Below are 14,251 nucleotides of genomic sequence, written 5' to 3' on the forward strand. Positions count from 1 at the left end.
CGGAGCGCTGCGCTGATGCCGGCCTACCGCTACCTGGCGCTGGACGGCGACGGGCGTCGCCAGCGCGATGTCATCCAGGCCGAAAGCGAGCGCCACGCCCGCCAGCTACTGCGCGAGCGCGGCCTCTTTCCCCGCGAGGTGCAGGCGAGCGGTCCGGTGCGCGGCGCGCGCGGTCGCGGCGCACGGCTGGACGCCAACAGTCGCACCGATTTCACCCGCCAGCTGGCGACCCTGGTGGGCGCCGCCATTCCCCTGGCCGAGGCCCTGCAGATGCTCGAGCGCCAGAGTCGCCAGGCGGCGCTCAAGGCCTTGCTGCTGGATCTGCTGGGCCAGGTGCGCGAGGGCTACACCCTGGCCGACAGCCTGGGCCGCCATCCCGGCACCTTCGATCCGCTGTACCTGACCCTGGTGGCCGCCGGCGAGCGGGCCGGGCGCCTGGGCCCGGTGCTGGAACGCCTGGCCGACTATCTCGAACGGGTGCAGCGCCAGCGCCACAAGGCGCGCACCGCGCTCATCTATCCCCTGGCGCTGGCCCTGGTCTCCATCGCCGTGGTGGCCGGTCTGATGACCTTCGTGGTGCCCAAGCTCACCGAGCAATTCATCCACAGTGGCCTGCAATTGCCCTGGATCACCCGCGCCCTGGTGGCCGTCAGCGATGGCCTGCTGGTCTTCGGACCCTGGTTGCTGGGTCTGCTGGTGCTGGCCGGTGTCGGTCTGCAGCGCTTGTTACGCCAGGTCCTGTGGCGGCGACGCTGGCATCGGCAACTGCTGCGTCTACCGCGCCTGGGCGAGTTGCTGCGCACGCTCGACAGCGCCCGCCTGACCCGCAGCCTGGCGATCCTGGTCGGCAGCGGCATCCCGGTGCTCGAAGGCCTGCAGGTCAGTCGCGCCACCCTGGGCAACCAGGTCCTGGGTGACGCCCTGGACGCCGCCATCGAGCAGGTCACCGCCGGTACCGGCCTCGGCCGGGCGCTGGATCGCACCGCGGTGTTTCCGCCGCTGCTGGTGAACATGGTCGCCAGCGGCGAGGCCAGCGGCACCCTCGACGCCATGCTGGAGCGGGTTGCGGATGCTCAGGAGCGGGATTTCAACCAGCAGGTGGACCTGGCCCTGGCGCTGTTCGAACCGGTGCTGATCCTCATCCTCGGCGGCGTGGTGCTGGCCATCGTCCTCGCCATCCTGCTGCCCATCATGCAGCTCAACCAGGCGCTCAACCTCTGATGCACCCCAAGGAGACTTTCGCGATGCGCTCTCACGCCGTACCCGCCCGCCAGGCCGGCTTCACCCTCATCGAGATCATGGTGGTGATCTTCATCATCGGCCTGCTGGTGGCCATCGTCGCGCCCAATGTGCTGGACAACCAGGACAAGGCCATGCAGCAGAAGGCTCGCGCCGATCTCGCCAGCCTGGAGCAGGCGCTGGACATGTACCGCCTGGACAACCTGCGCTATCCCACCGCCGAGCAGGGCCTGGCCGCCCTGGTAAGCAAGCCGACCCAGGCCCCCGAGCCGCGCAACTACCGCGCCGACGGCTATATCCGCCGCCTGCCGGAAGACCCCTGGGGCGCCGCCTATCGCTATCGCATCCCCGGCGAACATGGCCGAGTGGATCTCTACAGCCTCGGCGCCGACGGTCGCGAAGGCGGCGAGGGCAGCGACGCCGACATCGGCAACTGGACCCTCTGAGCTGCCATGCCGGGGCGCCAGGGCGGTTTCACCCTGCTGGAGCTGATGGTGGTGCTGCTGATCGTCGGCCTGCTCACCGCGGTGGGCGTGGCACGCCTGGGCGGCGGCACTCCGGCCGGGCAGTGGCGCCTGGAAAGCCTGGCAGGGGACTTCCAGCTGGCGCGGGACACCGCCCGCCGCAGCGGCCGCATCCTCGGCTGGCAGGCCGACGCCACCGGCTTTCGCTATCTGCAACTGGTGGCCGACACCCGCGGGCCACGCTGGCAACCCCTGGCCAGTGCCGATCTGCCGGACGGGCGCTGGCCGAGTGGTCTGCAACTGGCCGAGCCGGTGAGTGCCCAGCCGCGGCTGATCTGGTGGCCGAATGGCGATACCCAGGGCCAGCGCCTGGCCTTTGCCGAAGACGAGCGGCAGTGGCTGCTGGTGGTCGACGGGCGCGGCCGCGCCTCGGTGGAGCAGCCATGAAGCAGACCGGTTTCACCCTGCTGGAGGTGCTGGTGGCCCTGGCCATCGTCGCCTTCATGGCGGTGGGCGTCAGCCAGGTGATCGGCCAGCGACTGGACATCGCCGGGGTCGCCCAGTCCCGCGAGCTGGCCCAGCTGTGCGCACGTGAACTCACTGCCCGGGCGCAGGTGGAGGGCCTGGCCACCGGCCAGGGCGAGTTGAACCAGGGTGGCGAACGCTGCTACTGGCGCCTGGAGGGCGCAAGCGGCCCCCTCGGCGGGCGGCTGACGCTCTATGCCGATGCCGCGCTCAGTCGAAGCCTGGGCGACTGGCCGATCCAGGCCGGAGTCCAGCCATGAGAAACCAGGCGGGCATGACCCTGATCGAGGTGCTGCTGGCCATCGCCCTCACGGCGCTGCTCGCCGTCTTGCTCGGCAGTCTGGTCAATCTCTGGCTCGACGCCCGCGGTCGCCTGGCCGCGCGGGAATCGACCAACGCCCGGGTGCTGGACCTCTGCGGCCTGCTGGAGCGGCGCCTGGGTGGTCTGGTCCTGCGCCCGCTGCAGGAGCACCGGTTGCCGCTGCACAACGCCCTGCTGGACTGGCGCCCCGCCGAGAACCGCCTGGACTGGGTCGCCCTGGACAGCCTGCCGCTGAGTGCGGGGCAGGGCGCCGGTCGCCTGCGCCGCCAACGCCTGGAATGGGATGCCGCCCAGGAACGGCTGCGACTCTGGCGCAGTGCCGAGCTGGATGCGGTGGAGGCCCCGGTCTGGCAACCGGTGTTCGATCAGCCCGGCATCGAGCGCCTGCAACTGGAATTCCACGGCGGCGGTCGTTGGCTCGCCTATCCGCCCCCGGCCGAACCCGCCAACGGGGTACGGCTGACCTTTACCCTGCAGGGTGCCGGCTATGTCTGTACCTTCGCCCTGCCTCAGACAGGTTGCCCCCATGCTCGCCTCCCTCCCGCTCGGGCGCCTTTTGCCCCTGCTGCGCCGCGACCTCAGCCCCGCCCACAGCTCCACGCGGCTGCTCCTGCGTACGCGGCGACCCGGTCCGCCGGGCCCGGACAATCCGCTGGTGGCCGCGCGCCTTCAGGACGGCCAGCTGCAAGCCGCGGCAGCGCTGCCCGCGTCCGCCCAGCCGGTGACCCTGCTGCTGCATGGCGAAGACTGCAGCCTGTTCGATGTCGCCGCACCCAAGGGGCTGCGTCCGCACGAATGGGGCCTGCTGCTGGAGGACCAGCTGCTGGCGGACGCCAGTGACCAGCACCTGGTCTGCCTGGGGCGCAGCCCGGGTCGGTTGCGCCTGCTGGCCCTGGATCGGGCGCTGCTGGAGGCCTGGCGTGAGCACTGCGCCGCCTGCGGCTGGACGGTGGCGGCCTGCTGGGTCGACTTCCAGCTGCTGCCCGAGCCCACCGCCGAGAGCGGGATCGGCCTGCGCCTGGGCGAAGGCCTGAGATTCAAGACCCGCCTCGAGGGCCACGAGGTCTGGCTGACCTGGCCGCACGCCCTCGAAGCCAGTCTGCCGCCCGCCCTGGCCGCGCTGCTCGAAGCCGGGCCCGAGGCCTCCCGCGATCCGCTCTGGCCCCGGCCCGCCGCAGGTGTCGCGCCCCTGGATCTCTGGCCGCGCCAGGGCCAGCGTCGCAGTCGGCCCGCGCTGGGCCTGCCGCGTCCGCTGGTGCTGGGCATGGCCGCTGCCGCGGTGCTGGCGATCCTGCACCTGGGCCTGCAACAGGTCCAGCAGTGGCGACTGGCCCAGCTCGACCGGGCCTATGTCGCCCAACGGCTGGGTCTGGCCAGCGACCGTCTCGAGGCCGGCCGCGCCGAACGCGAACTCCAGTTGGCCAGCCGCACCCGGCGGCAGCTGGAGGGCCAGTGGCGCCTCTGGCAGCGCCTCAGGGAGCCCCTTGGCGCCGCCCTGACCAGCGCACCAGGGCTGCGTCTGGTGGAGTGGTCGCTCGATGAGCAGGGCATCCAGCTGGTGCTGGAAGGGCCCGCCAGTCTGGACAACACCTTGCGCAGCCGACTCGGCGAGGAATTCGCTACCCTGCAGTGGCAACGGCAGGCCGGACGTCTGACCCTGCGCCTGGCAGTCCCGACGGAGAAACGACCATGAGCACCCTCTTGCAGCGCTGGCAGCGGCTGCCTGCCGACCGCCAGCGACTGGCCCTCGGCGGTCTGCTCATTCTGCTGCTGGCCGCCACCCTCTGGATGCGCCCCACACCCGGCGGCCGACCGGCTTCGGTGGACTGGGTCCGCCTTGCCGCAGAGGCCCGGGCACTGCCGGTCGCCCAGCCGCTGCAGGAAGCGGACTGGCGCGCTGCGGTAGGTGGGGTGACCTTCAGCGCCCTGACCCTGGCCGAGCCGGTCTGGCACCTGCGTGGCGAGGCGGCCGATATCTTTGCGGTGGAACGGCTGCAGGCCTGGGCGCGGGCACGCGGCTGGTTGCCGCAGACCCTCAGGATTCGCAGCCAGTCAGGGGGCGTGGCCTTCGAACTGGACGTCCTGGCGGTGCTGGTGGGGCGGACGCCATGATCCGCTGGCTCGCGCGCCTGGTCGTTGCCCTGTTCGCCCTGCTGATCTTCGCCCTGGGCTGCCTGCTCTATTGGCCCGCGGCGGACTGGCTGCCGCGGCTGCTACCGCCCCAGGTCACCCCGGTGGGGCTGCAGGGTTCCCTGCTGGGCGGCGGCATGCAGCGCCTCGACTGGCCGGGCGGCGGTGCCGGACCCTGGCAATGGCAGCTGCGCTGGCCGGGCCGGTTGCAGGTCAGGATCGGCGAGGCCGAGGCTGCGCCCTGGGGCATGGTCCTCAGCGGCTGGCCCTGGCGGTGGCAGGCCGATCTCGCCGGAGGTGACCTGCGCTGGCTGCAGGCGCCGGGCAGCGCGCTGCTCGCCGGTCGGCTGGTGGGCGAGGTACGCCTGGCAGGCAGTTGGCGACGTTGCCAGGCGGCGGGTGGCGGATGGCAGGGCGATGGCCTGCAGCTCCTGGCGCCCCGGCGTCTCGCCCTGGGCGAGTCCCGGTTGCAGGTGGATTGCCAGACGGCGCCCTGGCTGCAGGGCGTCTTCGAGCGCACCGGCCAGCATCGCCTGGAACTGCGCCTGAGCCTGGCGAACTGGCGCGGGCAGGTGCAGGGCACGGCGCAGCCCGGCAGCGACATGGCGTCGGTGCTGCAGAGCATCGGCTGGCTCAGGCCCGGGCAGAGCCAGGTGATGGGGCGCTTCTGAATCTGGAAGGGCAGGGATCAGGCGACGCGCAGGCCCTGGCTCGACCCCAGCTTCGCCAGGTGGAGCAAGCCTTCCTCCCACTGCCGATGCCCGGAGCGTGTGTTGATATGGCCGGCACCGGGCAGGATATCCAGTTCGCTGCCCCAGGCCTGGGCCAGGGCTTCCGCCCGCGGCAGGCTGATGGCAGGGTCGTTGTCCGAGGTCACCACCCGCGAGGGGAAGGGTAACGGTTGGCGTGGCAAGGGGGCGAAACCCACTAGCTCCACGGGGCAACCCGGACGTTCGACATCGGCCGGCGCCACCAGCAAGGCCGCCAGCACCCGCTGCCGGCGGGCCACCGGCGCGCTGGCCGCCCAACGGGCGACGGTCACGCACCCCAGGCTATGGGCGATCAGCACCACCGGCGCATTGGCCTGGGCGATGGCCGCGTCGAGAGCGGCGACCCAGCGCTGCGGATCGGGACGCTGCCAGTCGTCCTGTTCGACCCGACGGGCATCCGGCAGGCGGTGTTGCCAGTGGGTCTGCCAATGCTCGGGACCGGAGCCTTGCCAACCGGGAAGGATGAGATAGCGGGTCATGGCGGTGCTCCGCGGGGGAAGGGGAGCATCGATAGTGCCGACGGTTGATCCGCAGGAGAAAGAATAAAAGGCGCTTTGGTTATGCCTTACGCCTTGGTATGCAGTGGCGGAATCGCGATCGTGGCGGTTCGCCGATGCGACCGCTCCTACGGAAATATCTGTCTTGTGTAGGAGCGGCCGCGTCGGCGGACCGCCATGGCCGCGATCAAAAAACCCAACTACTCGTTCCGCCCCAACCGCTCCACTTCCTGCAGCCAGCGCAGCCGCTGCTCCTCGTCCGCCGCCCGCACCGGCGAATACTCGTGCACCTGCAGCACCTGGATGCCGCAGGCTTCGAGGCCTTCCTGGATGCCCTGGCGATGGGGCGCCTGGTTGCGCAGGCGCTGCCAGGGGGAGGGCGGGGTGTCGGAGGTGACCAGCAGCTCGGCGCTGCGGCCGGTCAGCAGCGGCTCGCCGCCCCAGGTCTGATCGCGCTGGGCGAAGGCGAAGCCCGGTTGCAGCACGCGCTCGAGAAAGCCCGCCAGCACCGCCGGCAGGCCGTTCCACCACACCGGGTAGATGAACACCAGGTGCTCGGCCCAGTGGATCTGCCGCTGGGCTTCCAGCAGATCCGGCTCCAGCGTCTGCGAGAGGTCATAGCCCTCGCGCAGCACCGGATCGAACTGGGCGTCGGCCAGCTTGAGCTGGCGTACCACCTGGCCACTGGCCTGGGCGCCCTGGACATAGGCATCGGCCAGCGACTGGCAGAAACTGGTGCGCTTGGGATTGCCCTGGATGACCAGCAGGCGCCGGCCATCCCCTTCCAGCGGCGTGGCGCCGCGTGCCTCAGCCACGGCCACCGGCTTCCAGCATGGTTTCCGGACGTACCCATTCGTCGAACTGCGCATCGGTCAGGTAGCCGAGCTCCAGCGCGGCGGCGCGCAGGGTCTTGTTCTCGGCATAGGCCTTCTTGGCGATCTCGGCGGCCTTGTCGTAGCCGATGTGCGGATTGAGCGCGGTCACCAGCATCAGCCCCTGCTCCAGGTGCTCGGCCATCTTGTGCTCGTCCGGTTCCATGCCGGTGACGCAATGGGTGTTGAAGTTGCGGCAGCCATCGGCCAGCAGGCGAATGGATTCCAGCACGTTGTGGGCGATCACCGGCTTGTAGACGTTGAGCTGCAGATGGCCCTGGCTCGCGGCGAAACCCACGGTGACGTCGTTGCCGATCACCTGGCAGGCCAGCATCGACAGGGCCTCGCACTGGGTGGGATTGACCTTGCCCGGCATGATGGAGCTGCCCGGTTCGTTGGCCGGCAGTTTGACCTCGGCGAAACCGGCGCGCGGACCGGAACCCAGCAGGCGCAGGTCGTTGGCGATCTTCATCAGGGCCACGGCCAGGGTCTTGAGGCCGCCGTGCAGGGCCACCAGCGGCTCATGGCCGGCGAGGGCGGCGAACTTGTTCGGTGCGGTGACGAAGGGCAGACCGGTGAGTTCGGCGATTTCCTTGGCGATGGCCTCGTCGAAGCCCTTGGGCGCGTTGAGACCGGTGCCCACGGCGGTGCCGCCCTGGGCCAGTTCCAGGACCGCCGGCAGGGCGTTGCGGATGGCCCGTTCGGCCAGATCCAGCTGGGCGACGAAGGCCGACAGCTCCTGGCCGAAGGTCACCGGGGTGGCGTCCATCATGTGGGTGCGGCCGGTCTTGACCAGGTTCTGGTAGCGTGCCGATTGCAGCGCCAGGCCGCCGGACAGCTCGGCGATGGCCGGCAGCAGGTCGTTCTGCACCGCCAGGGCGGTGGCGATGTGCATGGCGGTGGGGAAGCAGTCGTTGGAGCTCTGACCGCGATTGACGTGGTCATTGGGATGGACCGGCTTCTTGCCGCCCATGCCGTTGCCGGCCAACTCGTTGCTGCGCCCGGCGATGACCTCGTTGACGTTCATGTTGCTCTGGGTGCCGCTGCCGGTCTGCCAGACCACCAGGGGGAACTGGTCGTCATGGAAACCGTCGAGGATCTCGCTGCTGGCCTTCTCGATCAGGGTGGCGACGTCTTCCGGCAACTCGCCGAGGCGCAGATTGACCCGCGCGGCCGCCTTCTTCACCGTCGCCAGGGCATGCACCACCGCCAGCGGCATCTGCTGGTTGCCGATGGCGAAGTTTTCCAGCGACCTCTGGGTCTGGGCACCCCAGTAGACGTCGTCGGCTACTTCGATGGGGCCGATGCTATCGGTTTCGGTGCGGCTCATGGCGGTCTCCGTTGATGAGGTAGGGTCCAGCTAACTTGGGCAGCAGGTTAGCGCCAGGGTTCCCAAATGGGAAGTGTTCTCAAATAGCTGCGGATCCTCGCCAAGTTCAGGCCAGGTTCAGCCGCTCTGTGGCACACTCGCGGTCCATTTTCAGCCTCCTGAAGGATGCCCATGAAGAAGACCCTCCGTACGCTTGGCGCCGTCGTTGTGCTCGCCAGCGCCAGCAGCTTCGCCCTGGCCGATGCCAAGAGCCACGCGGCCGACGCGGAGCGCTTTCTCAAGCTGGCCAACGCCGACAAGCTGACCACGCCGGTCTATGCCCAGGTCCAGCAACTCTTCGCCCAGCACTTCGAGCAGGCCAAGGCGCCGGCCAAGAAGGCCGTGCTGGAAAGCTACACCGCCCGCGCCAACCAGGCGCTGGACAGCACCATCGGCTGGGAAAAGATCAAGCCCGAGATGGTCAAGCTGTACACCGACAACTTCACCGAAGATGAGCTGGAAGGTCTGATCAAGTTCTACCAGTCCGATCTGGGCAAGAAGATGATCGCCACCCTGCCGCGCCTGTCGGCGCAGTCCGCCCAGCTGACCCAGGCCAAGCTGGAGCAGGCGGTACCCAAGGTCAACGGCATCCTCGCCGAGATGGACAAGGAGCTGGGCGTGAAGCCGCCGGCCGGTGCCGAGAACGCGCCGCCGCCCGCCAAGCGCTGATTCCCGCCGTTGCCACGAAGCCCGGACCTGTTCCGGGCTTTGTCGTCTGAGGGCCGACCGGAGCGATTCCGGGCGGGCCGCCAGCCCGTTAGAATGCGGGTTCTTACAGTCGAGGTATCCCCATGAGCATGCGCGAACGTATCCAGTCCAGCCTGGGCCTGTTGCAACCCGAGCACCTGGAGGTGCTGGACGAAAGCCACATGCACAGTCGCGGCCAGGAGACCCACTACAAGGCGGTGGTGGTCAGCCCGCACTTCGCCGGTCTCAACGCGGTGAAGCGCCACCAGAAGGTCTACGGCACCCTGGGCGAACTCATGGGCCAGTTCCATGCCCTGGCGCTGCACACCTACACCCCGGAAGAGTGGGCGGCCCAGGGGCAGGCACCGGATTCGCCCACCTGCCGCGGCGGCAGCAAGCACGACCTGGCGGGTTGAGTCCCGCCAGCCCTGTTCAGCGATAGCCTGTATTGGTTAAAATTTGATCGGCGCCGGCATCCTTGCCGGCGTTTTCGTCTAACCGGTCCGCCCTTTGCGAGGGCGACCCCTGGGAACCCGAAGATGACCGACAAGATTGTCGTGGCGGCCTTGTACAAGTTCGTCACCCTGGACGACTACGTCCAATTGCGTGAACCCCTGTTGCAGACCCTCCTGGCGAACGACGTCAAGGGCACCCTGCTGCTGGCCGAGGAAGGCATCAACGGTACCGTCTCCGGCAGCCGCGAAGGCATCGATGCGGTACTGGCCTGGCTGCGCGCCGATCCGCGCCTGGTCGACATCGACCACAAGGAATCCTACTGCGCCGAGCAGCCCTTCTATCGCACCAAGGTCAAGCTGAAGAAGGAAATCGTCACCCTGGGCGTGCCTGGCGTCGATCCCAACCGCCGCGTGGGGACCTATGTCGAACCCCGGGACTGGAATGCCCTGGTCGACGATCCCGAGGTGCTGGTGATCGACACCCGCAACGACTACGAGGTGGGCATCGGCAGCTTCAAGGGCGCCATCGATCCCAAGACCAAGAGCTTTCGCGATTTCCCGGCCTATATCCGCGAGCACTTCGATCCGGCCCGGCACCGGAAGGTCGCCATGTTCTGCACCGGCGGCATCCGCTGCGAGAAGGCGTCGAGCTTCATGCTTCAGGAGGGCTTTCCCGAGGTCTTCCACCTCAAGGGCGGCATCCTCAAGTACCTCGAAGAGGTGCCCGCGGCCGAGTCGCGCTGGGAGGGCGAGTGCTTCGTCTTCGACAACCGGGTGACCGTGACCCATGACCTCGCCGAAGGGGTCTACGACCAGTGCCATGCCTGCCGCACGCCGGTCTCGCCGGAAGACATGCAGTCGCCGCACTACAGCCCCGGCATCAGCTGCCCGCACTGCTGGGATTCGCTGTCGGAAAAGACCCGCGCTGGCGCTCGCGAGCGGCAGAAGCAGATCGAACTGGCGCGTCTGCGCAACGAACCCCACCCCATCGGCCGCGATCCGCGGCTCAACGCCACGCCCAGCCTCGAGGAGGTCTAGGATGACCGGTCGCCTGCTCTATGTGATGGACCCCATGTGCTCCTGGTGCTGGGGCTTCGCCCCGGTGGTCGAGCGCCTGGCCGAGCGGGCGGCTGCCCAGGACATCCCCCTGCAGCTGGTGGTCGGCGGCCTGCGCCGCGAGCGGGTGGCCCAGGACACCGCCAGCCGGGTACGCACCCTGGCCTACTGGCAGGCGGTACAGGAGACCACTGGCCAGCCCTTCGCCCTCGACCAGGGCCCGCCGGAAGGCCTGGTGTACGACACCGAGCCGGCCTGCCGCGCCCTGGTCGCTGCGCGCCAACTCGACGAAGAGGCCGTCTGGCCGCTGGCCAAGCGCATCCAGCGAGCCTTCTATGTCGAAGCCCGCGACGTCACCCAGCCGGCGCTGCTGGTGGAACTGGCCGAGGCCTGTGGCCTGCCGCGCATCGAATTCGCCCCGCTGTTCGACGGTGAGGCGGCGCACCAGGCCACCCAGGCCGACTTCGACTGGGCACTCAATCTGGGCATCGCCGGTTTCCCCACGCTGCTGGCCGAGCGGGACGGCCAGCTGGCGCTGATCACCAACGGCTACCAGCCGCTGGACGAACTGGAGCCGCTGCTGGACGCCTGGCTCAGCCGCGGCGCGCAGCCGGCGTGACCCTGGTCATCGACGAGCGTCTGACGCTGCCGGAGCAGGAAATCCAGCTCACCGCGGTGCGCGCCCAGGGCGCGGGTGGCCAGAACGTCAACAAGGTCTCCAGCGCCGTCCACCTGAGATTCGACATCCAGGCCTCGTCGCTGCCGGAAGCGCTCAAGGCGCGCCTGCTGGCCTTGCGCGACCAGCGCATCAGCCGCGACGGCGTGGTGGTGATCAAGGCGCAGCAATACCGCACCCAGGAGCAGAATCGCGCCGATGCCCTGGAGCGCCTGGCCGCGCTGATCGCCGCCGCCAACGTCCAGGAAAAGCCACGGCGACCCACCAAGCCCACCTACGGCTCCAAGCAGCGCCGCCTGGAAGGCAAGTCGCGTCGCAGCGGCCTCAAGGCCAGTCGCGGACGGGTGGATTTCTAGGGTGCGCGCGAGCCTTAACTAGCGCACCACGATCAGCGCGCTGCCGGCGGCTTCCAGCATGTTGCGGGTGTTGCTGCCCATGAAGAAGTGGCGCAGGCGGGAGTGGCCGAAGGCGCCCATCACCACCAGCTCGAGACCGTGCTGCTTGCGATAACGCTCCAGGCCCAGCTCCACGTCGCCGTCGGTGATGGCGGTGGTGACCGTGCGGCCCCGGGCTCTGAGTTCGTCGGCGGCGCGAGCGAGGGCGACGCGGCGTTCTTCGCGGTCGCGGCCAACCGTCACCAGGTGGCAGGCCAGGCCGTCGAACAGTCGGCAGTTGGCCACCCAGGTCACCGCCTTGCGGGCGCTGCTGCTGTCGTCATAGGCCAGCAGCACGCCGTCGGGTTTGACGAACAGGTGGCCGGCCACCAGCAGCGGGCGATGCAGGAGGCGGATGGCGCTCTCCAGATGGCGACCGATCAGCCGCTTGGGCGGGCTGTCCTCGCCCTGGCGGCCCAGCACGATGAGGTCGAAATCCTCCTGCAGACTCTCCAGCGAACCTATCAGGTCACCGTGCTGCAGCACGGCGCCGGCGCAGCGGGCCTGCTGCTCCTCTACCCGCAACTGGGCGGCATCGAGCAGCAGCCGACCCTGGTCTTCGGCGAGATTGCCGCGCTGGGCGTCCAGGGCGGCCAGCTCGGTGAGCAGGTGTTCGCGGTTGACCAGCAGCGGCGGCGTGGCCTGGCCCGGCCGTGGGAAGCGGCGCTGATCCAGTACATGCAGCAGGGTGAGCGGGGCATCCAGGGCGAGACCCGCCCAGGCGGCGAAGTCGCAGACGGCGGCGCTGACGGCCGAGCCGTCGAGGCAGGCAAGGATCTTGGACATGGCCGCGGATCTCCGGGAGCAGGACATTGCTGGGAGAGACCCGGCGGCGCCGTCCGGGGTTCAATCGCCGAGGGCGAGGTCGTCCGTCACCCCGCCGCGACGCAGCAGCTGCTTGCAGCGTTGCGACAGGTGCAGCACCCGCACCCGCTTGCCGGCCTTGGCATAGCGTTCGTGCAGGGTATGCAGCGCCGCCACCGCGGAATAGTCGACGAAACTCAGGTGGCGGCAGTCCACCACGACCTTCGCGGGATCGCCGGCCGGATCGAACTGGTTGAGAAAGGTGGCGGTGGAGGCGAAGAACAGGGTGCCGTGGACCTGGTACCTCTTGCTGCCGTCGGCCTCCAGGTGGCTGTCGGCATAGAGCCGGCGGGCGTGCTGCCAGGCGAAGTTGAGCGCGGCCAGGACGATGCCGCAGAGCACCGCGGTGGCGAGATCGGCGAAGACGGTGATCACGGTGACGGCGACGATCATCAGCATGTCGCTGCGCGGTACCCGGTGCAGCACCCGCAGCGAGGCCCAGGCAAAGGTCTGCTGGGCGACCACGAACATGGTGCCGACCAGCGCCGCCAGGGGAATGCGCTCGATCAGCGGCGAGAGAAACAGCACGAAGAGCAGCATCAGCACGCCGGCGACCACCCCTGACAGCCGGCCACGGCCACCCGAACTCAGGTTGATCATGGTCTGGCCGATCATGGCGCAACCGCCCATGCCGCCGAACAGCCCCGAGGCCAGGTTGGCCGCGCCGAGCGCCACGCACTCGCGATTGGGGCGGCCGCGGCTCTCGGTGATTTCGTCGGTGAGATTCAGCGTCAGCAGGGTCTCCAGCAGGCCGACCAGGGCCATCAGCACCGCATAGGGCAGGATGATCTGCAGGGTTTCCAGACTCCAGGGGATGTCGGGCAGCGCCAGCCGCGGCAGGCCGCCGGCGATATGGGCCATGTCGCCCAGGGTACGGGTCGGCAGGTCGAGGAAGTGCACCGCCAGGCCGACGCCGAGGATGGCGGCCAGGGCCGGCGGCACGGCGCGGGTCAGGCGCGGCAGGAGCCAGATGATGGCCATGGTCGCTGCGGTCAGGCCGATCATCAGATACAGCGGGGTACCGCTGAGCCAGGTCTCGCCCTGCTTGAAGTGCTCCAGCTGGGCCAGGGCGATGACGATGGCCAGGCCGTTGACGAACCCCAGCATCACCGGGTGCGGCACCATGCGGATCAGCTTGCCCAGGCGCAGAAGACCGAAGCCGATCATCAGCAGGCCGCCGAGCACCACCGTGGCCAGCAGGTACTGCACGCCGTGCTGCACCACCAGGGCGATGATGACCACCGCCATGGAGCCGGCGGCGCCGGAGACCATGCCGGGGCGGCCACCGAAGAGGGCGGTGAGGGTACAGATGAAGAAGGCGCCATAGAGCCCCATCAGCGGGTTGAGATGGGCGACCAGGGCGAAGGCGATGCACTCGGGCACCAGGGCAAAGGACGTGGTGAGACCGGCCAGGATGTCGGCGCGGGGAGAGACACTTTTCATGGCGTATCCAGAACGGGCGATGGCGCGGCGGGGCGCGATCGCGGAGAGACGACAGGGCAGCAAGACACGGGCAGCCGCCGCAGGGGCGGTTACCGGGGGAGGGGTGGTGCTATGGCGGCGTCGGCAGGCGCTTGGACATGGTGAAGGGGTCCGAGGCATCGCGAGGAAAGTTAGCGAGCTTAGCATGACTTTCCGGCGCTGCCGAATCGACGGGATCGGCGGACCGCTCTACCGGACGCCTTTCGCCAGGCCCTGACCTTGCACATCCGCTGGATAAGCAGTCGCGATCCGCTGCCCACTCGCCACCCCGTTCGTCAGACCGCGGCGGATCAGGAGACGGAAGGCCGACTTCCATTGATCGGCGACAACAGCGAAGCGCTCGATAAGCCAAACGGTTGAGTTACTCTCTGTGCAGGGTCCGGCTACGCACCGGACCCAGCCTGAACGA

At 69.1% G+C, this 14,251-nt stretch carries 17 protein-coding genes and 1 pseudogene; 13 read left to right on the plus strand and 5 right to left on the minus strand.

Annotation, left to right across the window (positions count from 1 at the left end):
* Window positions 1–15 precede the first annotated feature (15 nt).
* The 8 genes and pseudogenes from gspF to QKY98_RS15465 all read left to right on the plus strand — a co-directional run bounded on the left by gspF (window position 16) and on the right by QKY98_RS15465 (window position 5,351).
* The gene (gene gspF / locus QKY98_RS15430) at window positions 16–1,221 is read left to right on the plus strand and encodes a type II secretion system inner membrane protein GspF (protein WP_145248596.1); all 1,206 of its coding nucleotides are present in this window, start codon (window positions 16–18) and stop codon (window positions 1,219–1,221) included.
* A gap of 23 nt (window positions 1,222–1,244) precedes the next feature.
* Window positions 1,245–1,685 (plus strand): type II secretion system major pseudopilin GspG, encoded by a 441-nt coding sequence (gene gspG / locus QKY98_RS15435; protein ID WP_007162347.1) that lies wholly within the window; start codon window positions 1,245–1,247, stop codon window positions 1,683–1,685.
* A 6-nt stretch (window positions 1,686–1,691) separates the two neighbouring features.
* Window positions 1,692–2,150 (plus strand): GspH/FimT family pseudopilin, encoded by a 459-nt coding sequence (locus QKY98_RS15440; protein WP_284671200.1) that lies wholly within the window; start codon window positions 1,692–1,694, stop codon window positions 2,148–2,150.
* The gene (locus tag QKY98_RS15445) at window positions 2,147–2,488 is read left to right on the plus strand and encodes a prepilin-type N-terminal cleavage/methylation domain-containing protein (RefSeq protein ID WP_007162349.1); all 342 of its coding nucleotides are present in this window, start codon (window positions 2,147–2,149) and stop codon (window positions 2,486–2,488) included. The genes QKY98_RS15440 and QKY98_RS15445 overlap by 4 nt, the downstream gene beginning before the upstream one ends.
* Window positions 2,485–2,556: pseudogene (locus QKY98_RS15450) on the plus strand (prepilin-type N-terminal cleavage/methylation domain-containing protein); the annotation flags it as partial. The gene QKY98_RS15445 and the pseudogene QKY98_RS15450, both read left to right, overlap by 4 nt.
* A 649-nt stretch (window positions 2,557–3,205) precedes the next feature.
* A complete protein-coding gene (locus QKY98_RS15455) occupies window positions 3,206–4,243 on the plus strand; it encodes a type II secretion system protein GspL (RefSeq protein ID WP_284671201.1) in 1,038 nt (345 codons plus the stop codon).
* The gene (locus QKY98_RS15460; protein ID WP_044342617.1) at window positions 4,240–4,662 is read left to right on the plus strand and encodes a hypothetical protein; all 423 of its coding nucleotides are present in this window, start codon (window positions 4,240–4,242) and stop codon (window positions 4,660–4,662) included. Before QKY98_RS15455 ends, QKY98_RS15460 begins: the two co-directional genes overlap by 4 nt.
* Window positions 4,659–5,351: a hypothetical protein gene (locus QKY98_RS15465; protein WP_284671202.1), complete on the plus strand. Its 693-nt coding sequence runs from the start codon at window positions 4,659–4,661 to the stop codon at window positions 5,349–5,351. Before QKY98_RS15460 ends, QKY98_RS15465 begins: the two co-directional genes overlap by 4 nt.
* 17 nt (window positions 5,352–5,368) lie before the next feature.
* On the opposite strand, the gene QKY98_RS15470 is transcribed toward QKY98_RS15465, so the two are convergent.
* The 3 genes from QKY98_RS15470 to QKY98_RS15480 all read right to left on the minus strand — a co-directional run bounded on the left by QKY98_RS15470 (window position 5,369) and on the right by QKY98_RS15480 (window position 8,149).
* Window positions 5,369–5,929: an RBBP9/YdeN family alpha/beta hydrolase gene (locus QKY98_RS15470; protein ID WP_267401426.1), complete on the minus strand. Its 561-nt coding sequence runs from the start codon at window positions 5,927–5,929 to the stop codon at window positions 5,369–5,371.
* A 218-nt stretch (window positions 5,930–6,147) separates the two neighbouring features.
* Window positions 6,148–6,768: an NAD(P)H-dependent oxidoreductase gene (locus QKY98_RS15475; protein ID WP_007162355.1), complete on the minus strand. Its 621-nt coding sequence runs from the start codon at window positions 6,766–6,768 to the stop codon at window positions 6,148–6,150.
* Window positions 6,755–8,149, minus strand: a complete 1,395-nt coding sequence (locus QKY98_RS15480; RefSeq protein ID WP_007162356.1) for a class II fumarate hydratase — start codon at window positions 8,147–8,149, stop codon at window positions 6,755–6,757. The genes QKY98_RS15475 and QKY98_RS15480 overlap by 14 nt, the downstream gene beginning before the upstream one ends.
* Before the next feature lie 171 nt (window positions 8,150–8,320).
* On the opposite strand from QKY98_RS15480, the gene QKY98_RS15485 reads away from it, so the two are divergent.
* The 5 genes from QKY98_RS15485 to arfB all read left to right on the plus strand — a co-directional run bounded on the left by QKY98_RS15485 (window position 8,321) and on the right by arfB (window position 11,418).
* On the plus strand, window positions 8,321–8,857 hold the full coding sequence (locus tag QKY98_RS15485) for a DUF2059 domain-containing protein (protein WP_037006907.1): 537 nt from the start codon (window positions 8,321–8,323) through the stop codon (window positions 8,855–8,857).
* Between the two features lie 122 nt (window positions 8,858–8,979).
* Window positions 8,980–9,291, plus strand: coding sequence for a BolA family protein (locus tag QKY98_RS15490; RefSeq protein ID WP_007162358.1), 312 nt, complete (start codon window positions 8,980–8,982; stop codon window positions 9,289–9,291).
* A gap of 123 nt (window positions 9,292–9,414) precedes the next feature.
* A complete protein-coding gene (gene trhO / locus QKY98_RS15495; protein ID WP_058792193.1) occupies window positions 9,415–10,368 on the plus strand; it encodes an oxygen-dependent tRNA uridine(34) hydroxylase TrhO in 954 nt (317 codons plus the stop codon).
* A 1-nt stretch (window position 10,369) separates the two neighbouring features.
* Window positions 10,370–11,005, plus strand: coding sequence for a DsbA family protein (locus QKY98_RS15500; protein ID WP_042138117.1), 636 nt, complete (start codon window positions 10,370–10,372; stop codon window positions 11,003–11,005).
* 2 nt (window positions 11,006–11,007) lie between these two features.
* Entirely contained in the window at window positions 11,008–11,418 is a 411-nt protein-coding gene (gene arfB / locus QKY98_RS15505) for an alternative ribosome rescue aminoacyl-tRNA hydrolase ArfB (RefSeq protein ID WP_037007065.1), read from the plus strand.
* 18 nt (window positions 11,419–11,436) lie between these two features.
* On the opposite strand, the gene QKY98_RS15510 is transcribed toward arfB, so the two are convergent.
* Both QKY98_RS15510 and QKY98_RS15515 read right to left on the minus strand, forming a co-directional pair.
* Entirely contained in the window at window positions 11,437–12,282 is an 846-nt protein-coding gene (locus QKY98_RS15510; RefSeq protein WP_027598385.1) for a universal stress protein, read from the minus strand.
* 60 nt (window positions 12,283–12,342) lie between these two features.
* Window positions 12,343–13,803 carry a SulP family inorganic anion transporter gene (locus QKY98_RS15515; protein ID WP_007162365.1) on the minus strand — a complete coding sequence of 487 codons (1,461 nt, stop codon included), beginning with the start codon at window positions 13,801–13,803 and terminating at the stop codon, window positions 12,343–12,345.
* Window positions 13,804–14,251: the final 448 nt, after the last annotated feature.

The organism is Pseudomonas sp. HR1 (assembly GCF_030175875.1).
In the GTDB taxonomy this organism is placed as follows: Bacteria; Pseudomonadota; Gammaproteobacteria; order Pseudomonadales; family Pseudomonadaceae; genus Chryseomonas; species Chryseomonas oryzihabitans.

Excerpts from the sequence above, each read along its gene's own strand:
- gspF (WP_145248596.1), top strand. The coding sequence starts at position 16 with ATGCCGGCCTACCGCTACCTGGCGCTGGACGGCGACGGGCGTCGCCAG.
- gspG (WP_007162347.1), top strand. The coding sequence starts at position 1,245 with ATGCGCTCTCACGCCGTACCCGCCCGCCAGGCCGGCTTCACCCTCATC.
- QKY98_RS15440 (WP_284671200.1), top strand. The coding sequence starts at position 1,692 with ATGCCGGGGCGCCAGGGCGGTTTCACCCTGCTGGAGCTGATGGTGGTG.
- QKY98_RS15445 (WP_007162349.1), top strand. The coding sequence starts at position 2,147 with ATGAAGCAGACCGGTTTCACCCTGCTGGAGGTGCTGGTGGCCCTGGCC.
- QKY98_RS15460 (WP_044342617.1), top strand. The coding sequence starts at position 4,240 with ATGAGCACCCTCTTGCAGCGCTGGCAGCGGCTGCCTGCCGACCGCCAG.
- QKY98_RS15465 (WP_284671202.1), top strand. The coding sequence starts at position 4,659 with ATGATCCGCTGGCTCGCGCGCCTGGTCGTTGCCCTGTTCGCCCTGCTG.
- QKY98_RS15470 (WP_267401426.1), bottom strand. The coding sequence starts at position 5,929 with ATGACCCGCTATCTCATCCTTCCCGGTTGGCAAGGCTCCGGTCCCGAG.
- QKY98_RS15480 (WP_007162356.1), bottom strand. The coding sequence starts at position 8,149 with ATGAGCCGCACCGAAACCGATAGCATCGGCCCCATCGAAGTAGCCGAC.
- QKY98_RS15485 (WP_037006907.1), top strand. The coding sequence starts at position 8,321 with ATGAAGAAGACCCTCCGTACGCTTGGCGCCGTCGTTGTGCTCGCCAGC.
- QKY98_RS15490 (WP_007162358.1), top strand. The coding sequence starts at position 8,980 with ATGAGCATGCGCGAACGTATCCAGTCCAGCCTGGGCCTGTTGCAACCC.
- trhO (WP_058792193.1), top strand. The coding sequence starts at position 9,415 with ATGACCGACAAGATTGTCGTGGCGGCCTTGTACAAGTTCGTCACCCTG.
- QKY98_RS15500 (WP_042138117.1), top strand. The coding sequence starts at position 10,370 with ATGACCGGTCGCCTGCTCTATGTGATGGACCCCATGTGCTCCTGGTGC.
- QKY98_RS15510 (WP_027598385.1), bottom strand. The coding sequence starts at position 12,282 with ATGTCCAAGATCCTTGCCTGCCTCGACGGCTCGGCCGTCAGCGCCGCC.
- QKY98_RS15515 (WP_007162365.1), bottom strand. The coding sequence starts at position 13,803 with ATGAAAAGTGTCTCTCCCCGCGCCGACATCCTGGCCGGTCTCACCACG.